The organism is Microbacterium sp. Marseille-Q6648, from assembly GCF_943181415.1.
Classification (GTDB): Bacteria; Actinomycetota; Actinomycetes; order Actinomycetales; family Microbacteriaceae; genus Microbacterium.
Map to the genome: position 1 here is coordinate 187,467 of NZ_CALPBZ010000005.1, position 16,224 is coordinate 203,690.

Consider the following 16,224-nt stretch of genomic DNA (forward strand, 5'->3'; position numbering starts at 1 on the left):
CCTCAGTTCTTCTCGTCGGATGCCGCGCGGGCGCCGGCCCACTCGGCGAAGTCGGCCTCGTACTCGAGCTCGGAGAGAACCGTCTGCGCGAGCTGCTCGTCTTCCTGCGGTGTGCCGCCGGAGACGCCGACCCCGCCGACGAATTCGCCGTCGCGCTTGAGTGTCACGCCGCCTCCGGTCGCCACGATCGGGAACTGTCCCATGGTCGAGACCTGGCTGAAGAAGGCGGGATCGGAATTCGACCACGGTTTGAGCATTGCGCTCGGACGCTGCATCACCGCCGACGTGTACGCCTTGGACAAGGCGATGAGCGGCGTCATCGGTCGTGCGCCGTCGAACCGGCGGATGCTCACGATGAAGCCGCCGGAGTCGACGACCGCGATGGAGAGCCCCTTGCCGAGCCGCAGCGCCTCGCGCTCGGCGATCGCCATGATCTGTTCGGCGTCGTCCTGCAGGACATTGGCCATCAGCGCACCTCTTCCGTTTCGCGCACCAGGGCGTCGGTGAGCCGCGCGACGGCGGCGTTGAACAGGTCGGGGCGCTCCCAGTACATCGAGTGCGGCGCGCCCGGGACGACCTCGAGCAGGGATCCGGGAACGAGCTCGTGCGCCCGGGTCACCGTCGCCGGTCGGATGACGGCATCCTTCTCCCCTGCCAGGAAGGCGACGCGGATTCCTGAGTCGACGATGTCGTCCACCGTGGGACCGTCCGTGGCGAGGTTGCGAAGGTCTTGCATGCGCGCAACGTTGAAGGTGCCCATCTGGGTGAACAGGAACGTCTTCGCCTGCTCGCCGGCGCGGAACTGAGGGGTCAGCAGCCGGTCGATGACAGGGAGCTTCTCGGCTTCGGCGCGGTCTTCCTTCACGAGCTTGGTGACCTCGGGGGCGTCGATGCCGCCGAGGGAGTGGGCGAGGATGACCCCGCGGATCCGCTCGGGTACGCGCAAAGCGGCCTTGAGCGCCGCAGCGGCTCCGATCGACTGGCCGACGAGGACCGCGTCGGTGAGGTCGGCATCCTCGAGCACTGCGACGATGTCACCCGGGAAGTTGAGGCTGTCGTACGTCTCGTCGGGATCGGAGTTGCCGAAGCCGCGGAGGTCGAGCGTGACGACGGTATGGGTGACGCGAAGTGCGACAACCTGCTGCCACCACGCCGCGTGATGGCCGCCGGAGCCGTGCACGAAGACGATCGGCGACCCGTCGCCGTGCACCTCGTAGTAGATCCGAGTGCCGTTGTTGTCGACGACGGGCATCAGGCGGGGCGCTTGCCGTGGAAGACGAGCTCGATCATCGTGTGATCGGGGTCGTGGATGTAGCAGAACTTGGACTGGTTCTCCGGGCGCTCGACCGTGCGCGTGTGGCGGATGCCGAGACTGTCGAGGTGGCCGAGGAAGCCGTCCCAGTCCTCGACCTCCATGGCGAAGTGGTACGGCGCCATGCGGTCCATCTCCTCGACCGGCGTGAAGTGCAGGTCGAAGCGTCCCTTGGTCATGAGCACCACGCGGGTGTTGCTCTTGGGCATGACGCGCTTGAGGCCGAACACCTTCGTGTACCACTCGACCGTGCGATCGACGTTGGTGGTGGGGAAGTTGACGTGGTGGATGTACTTCGGCTCGATGCTGCGACCCTTATCGTCGGTCTTGGGCTCGGGCAGGCTGAACCCGCCGGCCGCGGGCGCGGAACCGTTGGTGGTCTCGGTGATGCTCATCGCATCGTCCTTTCTTCGTCGGCACCGGCGGCTTCGCCGGCGACAGGATTCGCAAGTGTTCCGATGCCCGAGATCTCGATCTCGATGACGTCGCCGACGTCCATCGGGGTGTTGCCGTCTGCGCCCATCCACAGCACGTCGCCGGGATGGACAGTGATGTACTTCGTCATCTCGACGAGGAAGTCGTAGGGGTCGAAGATCATGTCGCCGGTCGCGAACTCCGCGTCGACGACGCCGTTGCGGCGCACCGTGGTCGTTGAGTTGAACGGGTCGGCTTCGGTGTCGATCCACGGGCCCATCGGCTTGAAGGTGTCGGCGTTCTTCGCCCGCCAGAAGGTGCGGTCGGCGTGCTGCCATGCCCGCGCACTCACGTCGTTGCCGATCGTCCAGCCGAACACGGCGGCCTTCGCCTCGTCGCGGGTCGCGTGCTTGAGCGTCCGTCCGATCACCGCGACGACCTCGGCCTCGGTCTCGAAGCGGCCCTCGACCTCGGCTGGCTTGACGATGGCGTCGCCGTGGCCGATGAGTGCGCTCTGCGCCCGGTACCCGACCTCGGGATGCGGGCCGACCTTGACCGGGTCGTACCCGAGGTCCTCGTGATGGCGATTGTGCGCCTTGTAGTTGAACCCGGCAGCGTAGAAGGTGCGCGGCATCACGGGCGGCAGCAGGGCGACCGCGGGCAGCGAATGCCGCGCGCCTCGCTCGTGCGGGCACCACGGCGCGGCCGAGATCTCGACGACCTCGTCCTGTTCGACGATCGCGAAGAACTCGCGACCGTCGAGCGCGCATCGGGCGTACCGCATCCGTCGTCCCTCGCCCTCAGCGCAGCTTGTGCGAGACGCGCTTGGTGATGAGGTACGCCTGAACGCCTTCCGGACCACTCTCGCGTCCGAGGCCGCTTTCCTTGACTCCGCCCGACGGCGCCTCTGTGACCGAGCCGCCGCAGTGGTTGATGGAGAGGATGCCGGCCTCGAAGCCGCGGGCGAGGACGTCCGCTGTGGCCGCCGACTCGGTGAAGCCGTAGGCCGCAAGACCGAAGGGGAGCGAGTTCGCGATCGCGATCGCCTCGTCGAGGTTCGAGAACGAGGTGATCGGCGCGATGGGGCCGAAGGGCTCCTCGCTCATGACCTCGGCATCGAGCGGCACGTTCGTCAGGACGGTCGGGGCGTAGAAACAGCCGCGTCGGCCGATGCGAGCCCCACCGGTCGCGATGGTCGCACCGTGTGCGACGGCATCCTTCACCAGCTGATCGGTCGACTCGACGCGCTTCGCGTTGATAAGCGGGCCCATCGTCACGTCGTCGTCGAGCGGGTCGCCGACGACGAGCGCCTCGGCCTGGCGGACCATCTCGGCGGTGAACTCCTCGACGATCGACTCGTGCACGAGGAAGCGACTCGGCGAAGTGCACACCTGGCCGGCGTTGGCCCACTTTGCGGCGGACGCGCGGCGGGCGGCCTCGATGGGATCGGCGTCCGCGGCGACGATGACCGGGGCGTGACCGCCGAGCTCCATGATCGTCGGCTTCATGAGCCCGCCCGCGCGGGCGTTGAGCTCCTTGCCGACCGGCACCGATCCCGTGAAGGCGATCAGCCGGGTGATCGGCGAGTCGATGAGCTGCTCTGCGGTCTCGGCGCCGCGGCCGAAGACGAGGTTGAGGACGCCTTTGGGCAGTCCGGCATCGTGGAAGACCTGCGCCAGCGCGCAGACCGTGGCCGGAACTTCCTGTGACGCCTTGATGACGAGCGAGCAGCCGGCCGCAATCGCGGCGGACATCTTGCGCATGGGCGAACCTGCGGGGAAGTTCCATGGCACGATCGCTCCGACCACGCCGACCGGCTCGTAGCGGACGGTCAGTGACGTGTCGGTGTCGGTCGGGATGATCCGTCCGTAGAGGCGCCGGCTCTCCTGCGCGCACCATTCGAGCGTGCCCGACACACGCATGACCTCAGTGATGGCATCCTTCACCGGCTTGCCCTGCTCGGCCGCCATGAGGCGGCCGATCTCGGGAGCCCGCTCGCGAAGCAACGCGACGGCCTTCATGAGGATCCGGCTCTTCTCGAACGCCGACGTGTCGCGCCACGCGGGAAAGGCGCGCTCCGCTGCCGCGAGGGCATCGTCGAGATCGGATACCTCGGCACGAGCGACCTGACCGATCACCCCGTCGTCGACGGGGTTGAGCACGTCAAAGGTGCGGCCGGCGGCGCCTTCGCGCCATGCGCCGTCGATGTAGAGGCCGAGCTTCGCCTGCGCGTAGATCTCGGCCGCTCTGCTGGGGGCCTCGGTTGCGATGGTCATTGCAGGGCCGTTCCTTCCGACGTGTTGGGGACCGCTCGGTCGCGGTTGGTTTCGAGAACCCAGATGTGGTGGGGTGGGGTCTCGTCGTGAACGCGGGTGGGGTAGTCGGCATCCACGCGGTCCATGTCCGCGGCGTATTCGACTCGGCCGCCGGCGGGGCAGTGGATGAAACGGAAGACGTTGGAGCCGACGGTGTGTCGTCCCAGGCGGCGGGCCTCGCGCCAGCCTCTGGCGATCATGTGGTTGCCGCCCTCGATGACGTCATCGAATCCGGATACCTCCCAGGATGTGTGATTGGTGCCCGCTCGGTCGGGCCGGTGACACAGCAGGAAGTTGTGCTGATCATCGTCGCCCTCGATCTGCATGAAGACGCCCATCGGTTTGACCACATCGACAGCTCGGAAGTTGAGTCGCTCGAGGTAGAACTCGACCGCCCTGCCCCTGCCTTCCTTGGGGATGTTGAGGGCGACGTGGCAGATGCGGATTGGTCGCACGTCGGCGATCGGAGCGTGCGGCTGGTTCCATCGATCGATGCGGCCGGAGCTGTTGTAGCGACGGGGGTCGTAGTCCTGGTGCTCCGGTCGGGTGACCGCGAAGGCGATACCGAAGCCGGTTTCGTCGTGGGTGTGCGCGATGCCGTCGCTGTCGACTGTGACTTCTCTGTCGGTTCTGAGGTCGGCCACGAGGCGTTCGAGCGCCTCGTGAGAGTCGATACCCCACACGACTTCGCGGATTCCGGGGCCGGTCTCGACGGGTGAGGGGAGGGTGGGGTCGTCAACGTGTTTGAGGACGAGGCGCTGTCGTACTCGGGTGGTCAGGACCACGTGGGTGTCGGTGCGTTCGAGGAGCTCGAGTCCGAAGTCGATGAAGAATCGTGAGCACTCGTCGAGGTCGTCGACGCCGTACACGACCGATTCGATGCGTTCGATGGACATGCTCGGAACCTTTCACCCGGGTGGAACTGAGTCTTCGCCCGGCGGGGCGGTGGCAGAAGTAGCCGGTACGTAGCCTGTCCTTGCACGATCTGCATCGCGGTCGGCCGTGAGCTCCGTACGCACGGCGCAGAGCGCACTCAGCACCGTCTCGGGGATGCGGGGGTCCTGCAATTCGGGGCTCGCTTCCCAGGCACGCCGGATCAGGTCGGCCCAGGATTCGGTGAGTTTGGCGATGGTCGCATCGGCGAGTGCGGTCGCTGTGATACGGATGGCGCGTCCGTCGTGTTCGTCGCGAAGCGAGGTGAGATAGCCACGCGCTCGCAGCTCGCGCAACGCGGTCGAGACATTGGCGCGTTGCAGCCGCGCACCATCGGCGATGTCGGACGCGGAGCATCCTGGGTTCTTGTGGACGTACCGCATGACCTGCCCTTGAGTAGGCGTGAGCGGGACCACGGGTGTGATCTGGGTAGCACGCAGTTGAATCTCGCGAGCCACGTCAACGATGACTTCGGCCAGCTGCGTGTGCACGTCGTCTGTTGCGCCCTCGTTCATACGGCCTCCTCGCCATTTGATTATTGAATCATAATTACTTTGCCGTACAGTTGCATGCACGACTTGCATGACGCAAGACGCATTCTGCAAGGAGGATCAAAGTGGATCGCCTCATCGTGATGAAGACCTTCGTCACCGTCGCCAAGTCGTCGAGCTTCAGTGCCGCAGCACGCGAACTCGCCATCTCGGGCTCCCTCGTCTCCCGGCACGTCGCCGACCTCGAACGGCAGGTCGGGGTGCGCCTGGTGAACCGCACGGCCCGATCGGTCAGTCTCACCGATGCGGGAACGCGCTATGCGGACTTCGCGCGCCGCATTCTCTCTGAGATCGATGAGGAGGACACCGCGCTGTCGGAGTCGCGGGATCGACCAGAGGGCACGCTGTCGGTCATCTGCCCGAAGTGGATCGGGACCCTCGATCTCGGTGACGCCATCGCCGCTTTCGTCAAGGCGCACCCTCTGATCACCATGCGATTCGAGCTCGGGGGGATGTCTGATCGCAACTACGACTTCCTGGAGCGCGGGTACGACGTCGCCTTCCACACCAGGGATCTGCGCGACTCGAATGTTCTGGTGCGACGCGTGTCGGAGCTGCCCTTCGTCCTCGTCGCCGCCGCCGACTACGTGCGCCGGCATGGCGCTCCGACGACGACCGCCGAGCTCGCCGAGCATCAGTGCATCCTTCACCCCAACGATCCGGTGTGGCGTCTCGGCGCGGGCGCCGAGACGTCCCATCACAAGGTGCAACACCCATCGGTCGTCGCCAATTCGTATCTGGTCATCGAGAAGCTGGTGGAGCAGGGGGCCGGTATCGCCCTGATTCCGCGCCGACCGGCCGTTGAGCGTTTGGCCTCCGGCGATCTCGTCGAGGTTCTGCCGCAACATCAGCCTCCGGCGCGAGCACTGTACGCGGTGCACGGACCCGGCGGTCACACTCCGGAGCGCGTGCGGATCTTCCTCGATTTCATGACGGTGTGGTTCCGGTCCCGCCCCGCGGCGCATGCAGCGTGATCATCCCACTCATCGTGCACGGTTATGTTGCGCCGCCGGGCACTGTGCCTGCCAGCCCGCGCAGGTAGCTTCAAGCACACACAGCCGCCCCGACCCGCGGGGCACACCACATGACTGTCCGCGCAAGGAGGCGCCTCATGAAGTCAGCGACCCGGAAGACCGCCATCCCTTTGGCGGTGTTCGCCCTCGTGCTCACCGGCTGCACGCAGGGTGACACCGACACTCCCACTGAATCGAGCGCCCCTGAAGCATCGGGCACGCTCCGCGTGAACTTCGGCGCGTTCCCCGAGACCTGGGCACCGGGGTACGAGTTCGAAGGCGGACCCATGCGCATCGTCTACGAGAACCTCATCACCCGCGACGATGCCGGCGAACTCGCGCCCGGCCTTGCTGAGAGCTGGGAGCTGAACGACGACTCGACATCGCTGACCCTCACTCTCCGCCAGGGCGTCAGCTTCCACGACGGCGAGCCGTTCAACGCGGAGGCCGTAGCGCAGAACATCGACACGGTGAAGAACACGCCCGGGCCGTTCGGCGCCCAGCTCGCACCGATCGATTCGGTGGACGCGCCCGACGAGCACACCGTGATCATCAACTTCTCCGCGCCCACACCATCCATGCCCAACACCCTGTCGACGCGAGTGCTACCCATTGCGAGCCCCGCAGCGATCGAGGACGGCAGCGTCGCAACAAACCCCGTCGGTACCGCCCCGTGGGCATACGACGAAGCAGCATCGACCGCAGGCACCGTCATGAGTTTCACCCTGTACGAGGACTATTGGGGAGACGCACCCGCCTTCGAAAACATCGAGCTGTACGCGATCCCCGACGACGAGGCCGCGGCAGCTGCCGTCGTCAACGGAGAGATCGACATCACCGATACAGAGGAAGAGGTACTGCCCCGCTTCGACGGAACCACGGTGGAGTCCTTCGAATACCCGGCAATCCGCAACAACGTCATGTTCTTCGATCGGGGGGCCGGTGGCCTGTTCGAGGACGTCGAAGTTCGTCAGGCGGTCTGCTACGCCATCAATGTGCAGCAGATGGTCGACGTCAGCGGTGGCGAGGCGGCAACGCAGCACTTCCTCGAAGGCACCCTGGGCCACAACCCCGACATCGCCGGTTACCCCACCGACGTCGAGCAAGCACGGTCGCTGTGGCAGAGCGCGGGAAGCCCCCAGATCGCGGGCGAGATGATCGCCGCGCCCTTCACGACAACGCAATCCACCATCTACATGGATCAGGCAAGCCAGCTGGACGGGTTCGGCATCGAGGTCACCACGGTTCCGCCCCCGGAGTGGTTCCAGGGATGGAACAGCGGTTCGTACCCGATCGGCATCGGCTCCAACGACGAGCAGACCCCCTTCGAGTGGTACAAGGCGTGGTTCGCCGCCGACGCCGGCGGCAACCCGTCCGGCACGGAAAGCGACGAGCTCAAGACGGCGGCCGACGCCGCGATCGCGGCGGGCGACTCCGAGGAGGCCGAAGGCCTCTGGGCCGAAGTGACGAAGATCATCGCGGACGAGGCGCTCACCTGCGCCCACGCTCGCGGGTTCGAGATCATCGCGTTCAACGCGGATACCGTGCAGGGTGTGGAGGAGTCGAACTTCCCGTTCGAGGCCAACAACATCAACCTGCGGGAGATCACGCCCGCGGGCTGACGATCAATATCGGAATCCAGTGACAGTCATGAAGACCACGGCGGGGCGGGAGGACTGATGGCCAAGCTCATCGCCTTCCGCCTCGCCCTCGCCCTCCCCCAACTGATCCTGGTCGCCATGGTCGTGTTCCTCATGACCTATCTGGTGCCGGGGAGCCCGGCTGCGGCCATCCTCGGCACCAGCGCGACCCCCGACCGTATCGCACAGGTCGAAGCCCAGCTCGGCCTCGACCAGCCCTTCTTCACCCGTTTGGTGTCGTGGTTCGCCGCAGCCGCCCAGGGAGACCTCGGCACCTCTTTCGCCATCGGCCGCCCCGTCACCGACATGCTGCTCGAGCGGATGCCGGCAACGCTGTCGCTCGTCGTCGGCGGGCTGATCGTCTCGGTCATTATCGGGCTGGCTCTCGGACTGCTCGGCGGCACACGACCTGGATCGACGACGGACCGGGTGACGACCACCATCACCGCTGTGACCGTGGCCATTCCGGAGTTCTGGCTCGGCATCGTGCTGCTGCTGATCTTCGCGGTCCAGCTCAAATGGGTACCGGTCGTGTCATACGTACCTCTCGATGTGGATCCGGCCCGTTGGGCGCAGGGTTTGATCCTGCCGTCGATCGCTCTTGGCGTAGGTTCTGCCGCCCTCATCGCTCGCGCGATGCGCACCTCTATGGCCGAGACGCTCTCTGCCCGGTGGGTCGACACACTTACGGCGACGGGAATGTCCCGCACCCGCGTGATTTACCGCTACGGACTCAAAAACGCCCTCGTCCCGGTGCTGGCCTCGACAGGCCTCACCGTCAGCATCCTCATCGGCGCCAGCTTCGTCGTCGGCCAGGTCTTCGCATTCCCCGGAATCGGCGACATCATGCTCCGCAGCGTCATCGGCAAGGACTTCCCTGTCGTCCAAGGCGGGGTGCTCATGATCGCCGTCATCGTGATCGTCGTGAACCTCGTCCTGGACATCTGCTACGGCCTGCTCAACCCCAAGGCGCGACCTCAATGACCGACACCTACTCGCTGAACCTCTCCCGGCTGCGCCGCTCCCCCGACGGTCGCCCGCAATCGGGGCTCTCCCGGGTGATCGGGCGGATGCGTCGACAACCACTGACGCTGGTCGCCCTATGGACCATCGTCGCGCTGGCACTCATTGCGATCTTTGCCCCTGTGATCGCGCCGTATGACCCCAACGTGTCGGACTACTCGGCTCTCCTTCAAGGCCCGTCGGCGACGCATTGGCTGGGCACCGACAATCTCGGTCAGGACTACTTCAGCCGCCTCATCTTCGGCACGCGGGTGGCACTCGTGGTAGCGCTGGGTTCGGTTCTTATCGCCATGGCGCTGGGTGTGCCGATCGGCTTGCTTCTGGGCTATCGCGGTGGGTGGACCGACCGCCTCGGCTCTCGCTTGCTCGACGTGGCCCAGGCCCTGCCAGGGCTCCTGGTCGCCCTCGCTGTCATCGCGATCCTCGGGCGGAGCCTATGGACGCTCATGCTCGCCATCGGCCTGATCTTCACGATGGGCTTCGCGAGAGTGACCCGCGCCATCGCCCTCACCGAGCGACACAAGCTCTATGTCGAGTCCGCACATGTCGCAGGCATGCGGGAGCGGACCATCATCTTCAGGCAGGTGCTGCCCAACCTGATCGGCCCGCTCGTCATCCAGGCTGCGGTGTTCTTCGGCTCGGCGATCATGATCGAGTCCGGGCTCAGCTTTCTCGGCCTCGGGCTCAATCGCGAAACCCCTACGTGGGGTGGCCTGCTCAGCATGGCCGTCGCGCATCAGGCGCAGCAGCCCTTCCTCGCCTTCCCACCCGGCATCGCCATCATCATCACCGTGCTGGCGTTCAACCTCTTCGGCGACGGCATGAACGACGCCATCACCGGCGGCATCCGCCGATCACCGCGCAAGGCTCAGGGCAAGGCGGCCCTGCCGTCGATGAGCAACGTTCCGACCGCCGCAGCGGCAACGCTTCCCGGACAGGACGCACCGCTCGGGGCGCAGAGCCCCGACGATGCCGCACCCGATGCGGCGAGCCCGTTCCCGTCGCACCGCACGCCCGCCCCCGCGCCGACCGGCATCACCGCTGACGATCGCCTCCCCGTCGCGACGAACCAGGTGCTGGCCGTGCGCGAACTGTCGGTGGAGCTGGAACGCCCCGAGGGAGACGTCGTCCCGCTCGTGTCAAATGCGCAGCTCTCCATCGGCGCTGGCGAGATCGTCGGGCTCCTCGGGGAATCGGGCTCGGGCAAGTCGATGTTCGCCAAGGCTGTGATGGGCTTGCTGCCGCCCCGCACCAGGCTGGCTTCCGGCACGATCCTCTTCGACGGCACCGAACTGGCGTTCCAGTCGCAGCGAATGTTGCGCACCGTCCGCGGGGCAGGCATCGGCGTGGTCTTCCAAGACCCGCTGTCCGCGCTCTCGCCGGTGCACACGGTCGGCCGCCAGCTCGTCGAACCTTTGCGGGAGCACAAGGGCATGTCCAGATCGCAGGCACGAGACCGCGCCGTGGAACTGCTGGAACGTGTCGGCGTGAGTCGTGCGCGCGAACGGCTCGACCACTACCCGCACCAGTTCTCGGGCGGGATGGCGCAGCGCGTCGCAATCGCGATGGCGCTAGCCGCTGACCCGAAGCTGCTGATCGCCGACGAGGCGACCTCGGCGCTGGACGTCACAACGCAGGCGCAAGTGCTCGACCTCATCCTCGACCTCCGCGACGAGTACGGGATGGGAGTGTTGATGATCACCCACGATCTCGGCGTCGTCGCGGAGACATGCGACCGGGCAGCGATCATGTACGCGGGCCAGATCATCGAAACCGGGACGGTGACGGACCTGTTCCGCACACCCCGGCATCCCTACACGGCCGCACTGCTGGCCGCGAACCCCGCGGCCGATGCCCGCGTGGACCGGCTGCCGACCATCCCGGGCCGAGTTCCGCTCGCCGGCGAGTGGCCGCGCGGTTGTCACTTCGCGAATCGCTGTGTGTTCGCGACCACCGAGTGCACATTGGCCCCGGTACCGATGATCGACGAGGTGCGGTGCGTCCGTGCACACGAATTGACCTTGGAGGTCGCCGCCCGATGACCATGGACACCTCCCCTCTGCTCATTGTCGAGGGACTGACCGTCGAGTACGAGACCGGCGGCGCGCTCCCGTGGCGCCGGCGCACGTCCCGCGCGATTGAGAACGTCTCCTTTGACATCCGTCCCGGTGAGACACTCGGGCTGGTCGGCGAATCGGGGTCGGGCAAGAGCACGACGGGGCGCGCCATCCTTCGGTTGGCGGAGGCCGCGGCAGGGTCGATCCGCTTCGATGGTCAGGAAGTCACGGCGATGGGTCGGCGCACCCCGCTCGCCTACAGGCGGCACGTGCAGGCCATCTTCCAAGATCCCAGTTCCTCCCTCAATCCCCGCCACGTCGTCGGGCGCTGCGTGGACGACACCCTCCGCACTCACGGAGTCGACGACCCCGCCAAGAGGCGGATGCGCACCCTCGAAGCGTTCGAGCAGGTCGGCCTCTCCCGCGACCACCTCCACCGCTTCCCCAACGAGCTGTCAGGCGGTCAGCAGCAGCGCGTCGCGATCGCCCGGGCGCTCGTGCTCAAGCCTCGGCTGGTCGTCTGTGACGAAGCCGTCAGCGCGCTCGATCTGTCAACCCAGGGGCAGATCATCAACCTGCTCGCCGATCTGCAAGAGGCCACCGGCGTGAGCTACCTCTTCATCGCGCACGACCTCGGTATCGTCCGGCACCTCTCGCACCGGATCGCCGTCATGAAGCAGGGGCACCTTGTCGAACTGGCGCCCGGCGAGCAGCTGTTCACCGCAGCGACGCACCCGTACACCCGCAAGCTCCTGGGCGCGAGCCCGTCGGCGACGCCCGAGGGGCGCGAGGAGCGACGAGCGCGGCGCGAGGCGTTCCGGCAGATCCACGAAGCCGAGATCGCGCTGACCTGATCAGGACACGCAGAAAGGGGAGCCCCGCCTCGAGCGGGACTCCCCTTTCGTGTTAGTCGGTCTCGGCGCCGGCGCAGAAATGGCATCCCTCGTCGTCGCAGAACCAGTCGGGCACCTCCCTGTCGGCAACACGGCGCGGCGCCAGGACGCTCACGGTCCAACCTTGCTCGGCTCGACCTTCGCGTAGCCGCGGACATCCGGGAACGGCGGCGTGCGGTCAGGTTGCAGGTCGACCTGAAACGTGTTCAGACACATCGAGAGCAACGTGAAGTTACCGAGTAGACCGATCGCGTCAACGAGCTGCTGATCGGTGAACACGCTCCGCAGCCGCGCGAAGGTGGCGTCCGACACGAAATGCGTCGTCAGCAGCTCGGCGGCGAAATCGTGGAACACACGCAGTTCCTCATCGTCGCCGAACTCCGGCACTCGCCCGGCGGCGAGCGCGGCGACAGCGGCTGCGGGGACGCCGGTCTCGATGGCCTTGTCCACGTGAGAGTTCCACGAGAACTGCGCGTCGAACTGGCGCGATGCGATCAGCAGTGCGTACTCGCGGATGCGTTCGGGCATGCTGCAGTCGAAGCGGACGAAGGCTCCCAGTGCCTCGACTCTGTCGCACAGTTCGGGGCTGTGCAGCCACACTTTGAAGGGTCCGCCGATCTTTCCGCGCTTGGCGATGATGCGGTCGGCGAGCTCCTGCTGTCGCTCGGTCATGTCTTCGTAGGGGGTGACGTCCAGTCTCATGAGGCCTCCGGGTGACGGGAGTGGGTTCGTCCGCGACATTAGGTGGCCCGCGCCGACGGGGCCAGATCAGGACGGGCAACGTTAGCGTGCATCCGCGGTGGGGTTGCACGCCCTAGCGTGAGGGAGTGCCCTCACGTATCCGCACGCTCGTCGCCGAGCTCCGCCACGACTCACCCGCCGTTGCCACCAGCACCCCGCGCCTGACGTGGACGGTGGACTCCGACGAACCGGGCTGGGAGCAGCAATGGGCTGAGATTCGCTGTGGTGACGAAGTGGCTCGCAGGAACGACCGGGACAGTGTGCTCGTGGCTTGGCCATTCTCACCGCTGGAACCGGGCGAGAGGGCACAGGTGTCGGTGCGATCGGCGGCGACCAATGGGGAACTGACCGCGTGGAGTCATCCGCTCGAGGTGTGGGCCTTGTTCACCGCCGAGTGGACGGCCCCACCCATCGCCGCAGCCGAGCCCGAAATGGCCGCGCAGCCGGTGCTTCTGCGGCGTCGCTTCGAGGTGCGCGCAGGACTTACCAGCGCCACGCTCCACTGGACTGCCCTCGGCGTGGCCGATACCGCGGTGAACGGCATCGCGGCAGACGATGCCGTTCTGTCGCCTGGCTGGACCTCGTACCGTGAGCGCCTCATCTACGACAGCGCCGACGTCACGGCTCTGCTGCATCCGGGCGAGAACATCCTCAGCTCCCGGCTCGCCGGGGGGTGGTACACCGAGGAGTATCACGTCCTCACGACTCCCCGACGATTTTACGGCGATCAGCCCCGCTTCACCGCACAGCTCGAGCTCATCTACGAGGACGGGACTCGCGAGACGATCATGACCGACACCGCCTGGCGAGCATGGCTCGACGGACCGGTCATAGCCACCGGCATCTACGACGGCGAGCATGTCGATGCGCGCCGTGAACCCGCCGGCTGGGACCGGCCCGGATTTGATGACGGCCACTGGCCGACCGCGATCGAGACGTCCGAGTCCCTACGGGGGATCGAGCCGCGGATGGCTCCGCCTGTCCGCCGACTGGAGACACACGCGGTGAAAGCCGTCACTCGGACGGCGAGTGGTCGGGTCCTGCTCGATTTCGGGCAGAACCTCGTCGGCCGGCTACGACTGCGGCTTCGAGGCCCACGAGGAACCGTCGTGACGGTGCGCCACGCCGAAGTGCTCGAGGGTCGGTGGGACGACAAGCCCGAGCTCGCCCTGCGCCCGCTGCGCCGCGCCCGCGCCACCGACTCGTTCACCCTCGCCGGGGCGGAAGATGAGGTGTTCGAGCCGCGCTTCACGTTCCACGGTTTCCGCTACGCCGACATCGACGGCTGGCCGGGCGAGTTCGATCCGACCGATGTCGAGGCCGTGGTTCTCGGCAGCGACCTTCGTCGCACCGGCTGGTTCGCGTCGTCGGATGAGACGCTCGACCGCTTCCACGAGAATGTGGTCTGGACGCTGCGCGGCAACTACCTCGCCGTCCCACAAGACTGTCCTCAGCGCGACGAGAGGCTGGGCTGGACCGGCGATACGCAGCTGTTCGCACCGACCGCCCAGTCGCTGTTCGACTGCCATGCGTTCCTGCGCTCGTGGCTGCGGGATCTGGCGCTGGAGCAGCGCCGCCTGAATGGCCTGGTGCCGCTCTTCGCCCCGGACGTCGTGCCCGGTTTCAGCGACCGCGGCCCGGTCGCCGCGTGGGGCGACGCCATCACGATCGTTCCGCGGGTGCTGGCTGACACATCAGGGGATCTCTCGGTGCTCAGCGAGTTCTACCCGGGCATGCGGGCCTGGCTGGAGCTCGTGCTCGACCACCGTGACGAGGAGGGCCTGTGGACGAGCGGCAGGCAGCTGGCGGACTGGCTCGACCCGAACGCCCCGCCGAACGCCCCCTCGCGCGGACGCACCGACACCGACATCGTCGCCACCGCCTACCTCGCGCGCACCGCACAGCTCACCGCAGACATCGCCGCGGAACTCGGGCAGGACGCCGACGCCGCGCGGTTCGCCGCTTCGGCAGCCGCCACACGTGACGCTTTCGTCACCGCCTTCGTGGCGCCCAGCGGCCGAATGATGTGCGACACGCAGACCTCCTACGCGCTCGCGATCGCATTCGACCTCGTAGAGGATCAGCGACTTCGCCGGCGCGTGGGCGACCGGCTGGCGTACGTGGTGCGCCGCGATGGGTACCGCATCGCCACCGGACTTGTCGGCACGGCCGTCATCGCCGACGCCCTGACTATGGCCGGTCATCTGGATGCCGCCGAACGACTTCTTTTCCAGACCGAGGCGCCCTCCTGGCTGTACCCGGTCACCGTCGGCGCCACCACCGTGTGGGAACGCTGGGACGGCTTGCGTGAGGACGGATCGCTGAACCCGGGCGCGATGGTCTCGTTCAACCACGTCGCGCTGGGATCGGTGGCGAACTGGCTGCACACCACCGTCGCGGGCATGTCCGCCGACGGGCCGGGCTACCGGCGGCTGAGGATCGCGCCACGACCGCTGCAGCGATTGACCAGGGCTCACTTCCGCCATCTCACACCGTACGGACCGGCAGAGGCGGGCTGGGAACGCGACGGCGCCTCGCTCCGCGTGGTCGCCGCCATCCCTGCGAATACGACAGCGCGCGTGACGCTACCCGATGGACGTGAGCTCGAGGTCGGGTCGGGCAGACACGAGTGGCGTTGCGCCGTGCCGGAGCGTCGTCCCCGTGCGGCGGTGACGCTCGACTCGTCGCTTGCGGACCTGGCTGACGACCCCGCCGCGTACCGTGCCTTTCATGCCACCCTCGCCGCGCAGCCGAACCGGTTCCTCGCGGGCGCGGTGAAGGCGAACGCGCTCTACACCCCGGGCCGCACTCTCCGTGACGCGCTCATCTTCGCCGACGACGCGACGTTGGTTGCGGTCGCCGATGCCCTGCAGTCCGCGCACCACCCGACGGGAGACACCGCATGACCACCATCCGCCTCTTCTCCGACATCGACGCGCTCGACCGCGGCGGCGCGGTCCGGACCTGGCCTCTCATCACCAAGGACACCGCCGGTGGGACCAATGACGTCACGACCGGCATCAGCGTGTACCCGGTCGGGGCGGGCGCTCCGCTGCATTCGCACAACTGCGGCGAGCAGGTGCTGATCATGGAAGGTGAAGGCTTCGTCGAGGTGCATGATCCCGTGCAGGGGCTCATTCGGCAGGATCTCGTCAAGGACGACACCGCGTACGTTCCCGCTGAGGTCTTCCACCGGTACCACAACACCGGAGACGTGCCGCTGCGGATCCTGTGGATCTATCCGGGAGCGTACGTCACCCGCACTTTCGCGGACACGGGCAAGACGGTGGAGCACCTGACCGCGGAGGACGCCATGGGCGGACGGAGCTGAC

15 protein-coding genes are annotated in these 16,224 nt (G+C 66.9%); 7 read left to right on the forward strand and 8 right to left on the reverse strand.

Annotated features, from left to right (window positions below; all coding sequences use genetic code 11):
* Positions 1–2: 2 nt before the first annotated feature.
* The 7 genes from NFR93_RS13025 to NFR93_RS13055 are packed head-to-tail and all read right to left on the reverse strand — an operon-like array spanning position 3 to position 5,489.
* Positions 3–467, reverse strand: a complete 465-nt coding sequence (locus NFR93_RS13025) for a GlcG/HbpS family heme-binding protein (RefSeq protein ID WP_251453914.1) — start codon at positions 465–467, stop codon at positions 3–5.
* A complete protein-coding gene (locus NFR93_RS13030; RefSeq protein ID WP_251453916.1) occupies positions 467–1,252 on the reverse strand; it encodes an alpha/beta fold hydrolase in 786 nt (261 codons plus the stop codon). Before NFR93_RS13030 ends, NFR93_RS13025 begins: the two co-directional genes overlap by 1 nt.
* Positions 1,252–1,707 carry a VOC family protein gene (locus NFR93_RS13035; RefSeq protein ID WP_251453919.1) on the reverse strand — a complete coding sequence of 152 codons (456 nt, stop codon included), beginning with the start codon at positions 1,705–1,707 and terminating at the stop codon, positions 1,252–1,254. Before NFR93_RS13035 ends, NFR93_RS13030 begins: the two co-directional genes overlap by 1 nt.
* Positions 1,704–2,510 carry a fumarylacetoacetate hydrolase family protein gene (locus tag NFR93_RS13040; protein ID WP_251453922.1) on the reverse strand — a complete coding sequence of 269 codons (807 nt, stop codon included), beginning with the start codon at positions 2,508–2,510 and terminating at the stop codon, positions 1,704–1,706. Before NFR93_RS13040 ends, NFR93_RS13035 begins: the two co-directional genes overlap by 4 nt.
* A 16-nt stretch (positions 2,511–2,526) precedes the next feature.
* Entirely contained in the window at positions 2,527–4,002 is a 1,476-nt protein-coding gene (locus tag NFR93_RS13045; protein WP_251453924.1) for an NAD-dependent succinate-semialdehyde dehydrogenase, read from the reverse strand.
* Positions 3,999–4,937, reverse strand: coding sequence for a VOC family protein (locus NFR93_RS13050; RefSeq protein ID WP_251453927.1), 939 nt, complete (start codon positions 4,935–4,937; stop codon positions 3,999–4,001). The genes NFR93_RS13045 and NFR93_RS13050 overlap by 4 nt, the downstream gene beginning before the upstream one ends.
* Positions 4,938–4,949: 12 nt before the next feature.
* A complete protein-coding gene (locus tag NFR93_RS13055) occupies positions 4,950–5,489 on the reverse strand; it encodes a MarR family winged helix-turn-helix transcriptional regulator (protein ID WP_251453930.1) in 540 nt (179 codons plus the stop codon).
* A 101-nt stretch (positions 5,490–5,590) separates the two neighbouring features.
* Here NFR93_RS13055 and NFR93_RS13060 point away from each other — a divergent pair, with 101 nt between their 5' ends.
* The 5 genes from NFR93_RS13060 (at position 5,591) to NFR93_RS13080 (ending at position 12,112) form a co-directional block, all read left to right on the forward strand.
* A complete protein-coding gene (locus tag NFR93_RS13060) occupies positions 5,591–6,499 on the forward strand; it encodes a LysR family transcriptional regulator (protein ID WP_251453932.1) in 909 nt (302 codons plus the stop codon).
* Between the two features lie 137 nt (positions 6,500–6,636).
* Positions 6,637–8,160 (forward strand): ABC transporter substrate-binding protein, encoded by a 1,524-nt coding sequence (locus NFR93_RS13065; protein WP_251453935.1) that lies wholly within the window; start codon positions 6,637–6,639, stop codon positions 8,158–8,160.
* A gap of 57 nt (positions 8,161–8,217) precedes the next feature.
* Positions 8,218–9,162 carry an ABC transporter permease gene (locus tag NFR93_RS13070; protein WP_251453938.1) on the forward strand — a complete coding sequence of 315 codons (945 nt, stop codon included), beginning with the start codon at positions 8,218–8,220 and terminating at the stop codon, positions 9,160–9,162.
* Positions 9,159–11,243: a dipeptide/oligopeptide/nickel ABC transporter permease/ATP-binding protein gene (locus NFR93_RS13075; protein ID WP_251453940.1), complete on the forward strand. Its 2,085-nt coding sequence runs from the start codon at positions 9,159–9,161 to the stop codon at positions 11,241–11,243. Before NFR93_RS13070 ends, NFR93_RS13075 begins: the two co-directional genes overlap by 4 nt.
* A gap of 2 nt (positions 11,244–11,245) precedes the next feature.
* Positions 11,246–12,112, forward strand: coding sequence for an ATP-binding cassette domain-containing protein (locus tag NFR93_RS13080; protein ID WP_353049917.1), 867 nt, complete (start codon positions 11,246–11,248; stop codon positions 12,110–12,112).
* Between the two features lie 150 nt (positions 12,113–12,262).
* On the opposite strand, the gene NFR93_RS13085 is transcribed toward NFR93_RS13080, so the two are convergent.
* Positions 12,263–12,823 (reverse strand): carboxymuconolactone decarboxylase family protein, encoded by a 561-nt coding sequence (locus NFR93_RS13085; RefSeq protein WP_251453942.1) that lies wholly within the window; start codon positions 12,821–12,823, stop codon positions 12,263–12,265.
* Between the two features lie 155 nt (positions 12,824–12,978).
* Between NFR93_RS13085 and NFR93_RS13090 the strand changes: the two genes are divergently transcribed.
* Together NFR93_RS13090 and NFR93_RS13095 are read left to right on the forward strand one after the other, a co-directional pair.
* Entirely contained in the window at positions 12,979–15,798 is a 2,820-nt protein-coding gene (locus NFR93_RS13090; protein ID WP_251453944.1) for a family 78 glycoside hydrolase catalytic domain, read from the forward strand.
* Positions 15,795–16,223 (forward strand): cupin domain-containing protein, encoded by a 429-nt coding sequence (locus NFR93_RS13095; RefSeq protein ID WP_251453946.1) that lies wholly within the window; start codon positions 15,795–15,797, stop codon positions 16,221–16,223. The genes NFR93_RS13090 and NFR93_RS13095 overlap by 4 nt, the downstream gene beginning before the upstream one ends.
* Position 16,224 lies beyond the last annotated feature (1 nt).

Coding starts and splice junctions, on each gene's coding strand:
- NFR93_RS13095 (WP_251453946.1), top strand. CDS start 15,795: ATGACCACCATCCGCCTCTTCTCCGACATCGACGCGCTCGACCGCGGC.
- NFR93_RS13070 (WP_251453938.1), top strand. CDS start 8,218: ATGGCCAAGCTCATCGCCTTCCGCCTCGCCCTCGCCCTCCCCCAACTG.
- NFR93_RS13080 (WP_353049917.1), top strand. CDS start 11,246: ATGGACACCTCCCCTCTGCTCATTGTCGAGGGACTGACCGTCGAGTAC.
- NFR93_RS13035 (WP_251453919.1), bottom strand. CDS start 1,707: ATGAGCATCACCGAGACCACCAACGGTTCCGCGCCCGCGGCCGGCGGG.
- NFR93_RS13045 (WP_251453924.1), bottom strand. CDS start 4,002: ATGACCATCGCAACCGAGGCCCCCAGCAGAGCGGCCGAGATCTACGCG.
- NFR93_RS13025 (WP_251453914.1), bottom strand. CDS start 467: ATGGCCAATGTCCTGCAGGACGACGCCGAACAGATCATGGCGATCGCC.
- NFR93_RS13055 (WP_251453930.1), bottom strand. CDS start 5,489: ATGAACGAGGGCGCAACAGACGACGTGCACACGCAGCTGGCCGAAGTC.
- NFR93_RS13065 (WP_251453935.1), top strand. CDS start 6,637: ATGAAGTCAGCGACCCGGAAGACCGCCATCCCTTTGGCGGTGTTCGCC.
- NFR93_RS13050 (WP_251453927.1), bottom strand. CDS start 4,937: ATGTCCATCGAACGCATCGAATCGGTCGTGTACGGCGTCGACGACCTC.
- NFR93_RS13040 (WP_251453922.1), bottom strand. CDS start 2,510: ATGCGGTACGCCCGATGCGCGCTCGACGGTCGCGAGTTCTTCGCGATC.
- NFR93_RS13030 (WP_251453916.1), bottom strand. CDS start 1,252: ATGCCCGTCGTCGACAACAACGGCACTCGGATCTACTACGAGGTGCAC.
- NFR93_RS13085 (WP_251453942.1), bottom strand. CDS start 12,823: ATGACCGAGCGACAGCAGGAGCTCGCCGACCGCATCATCGCCAAGCGC.
- NFR93_RS13075 (WP_251453940.1), top strand. CDS start 9,159: ATGACCGACACCTACTCGCTGAACCTCTCCCGGCTGCGCCGCTCCCCC.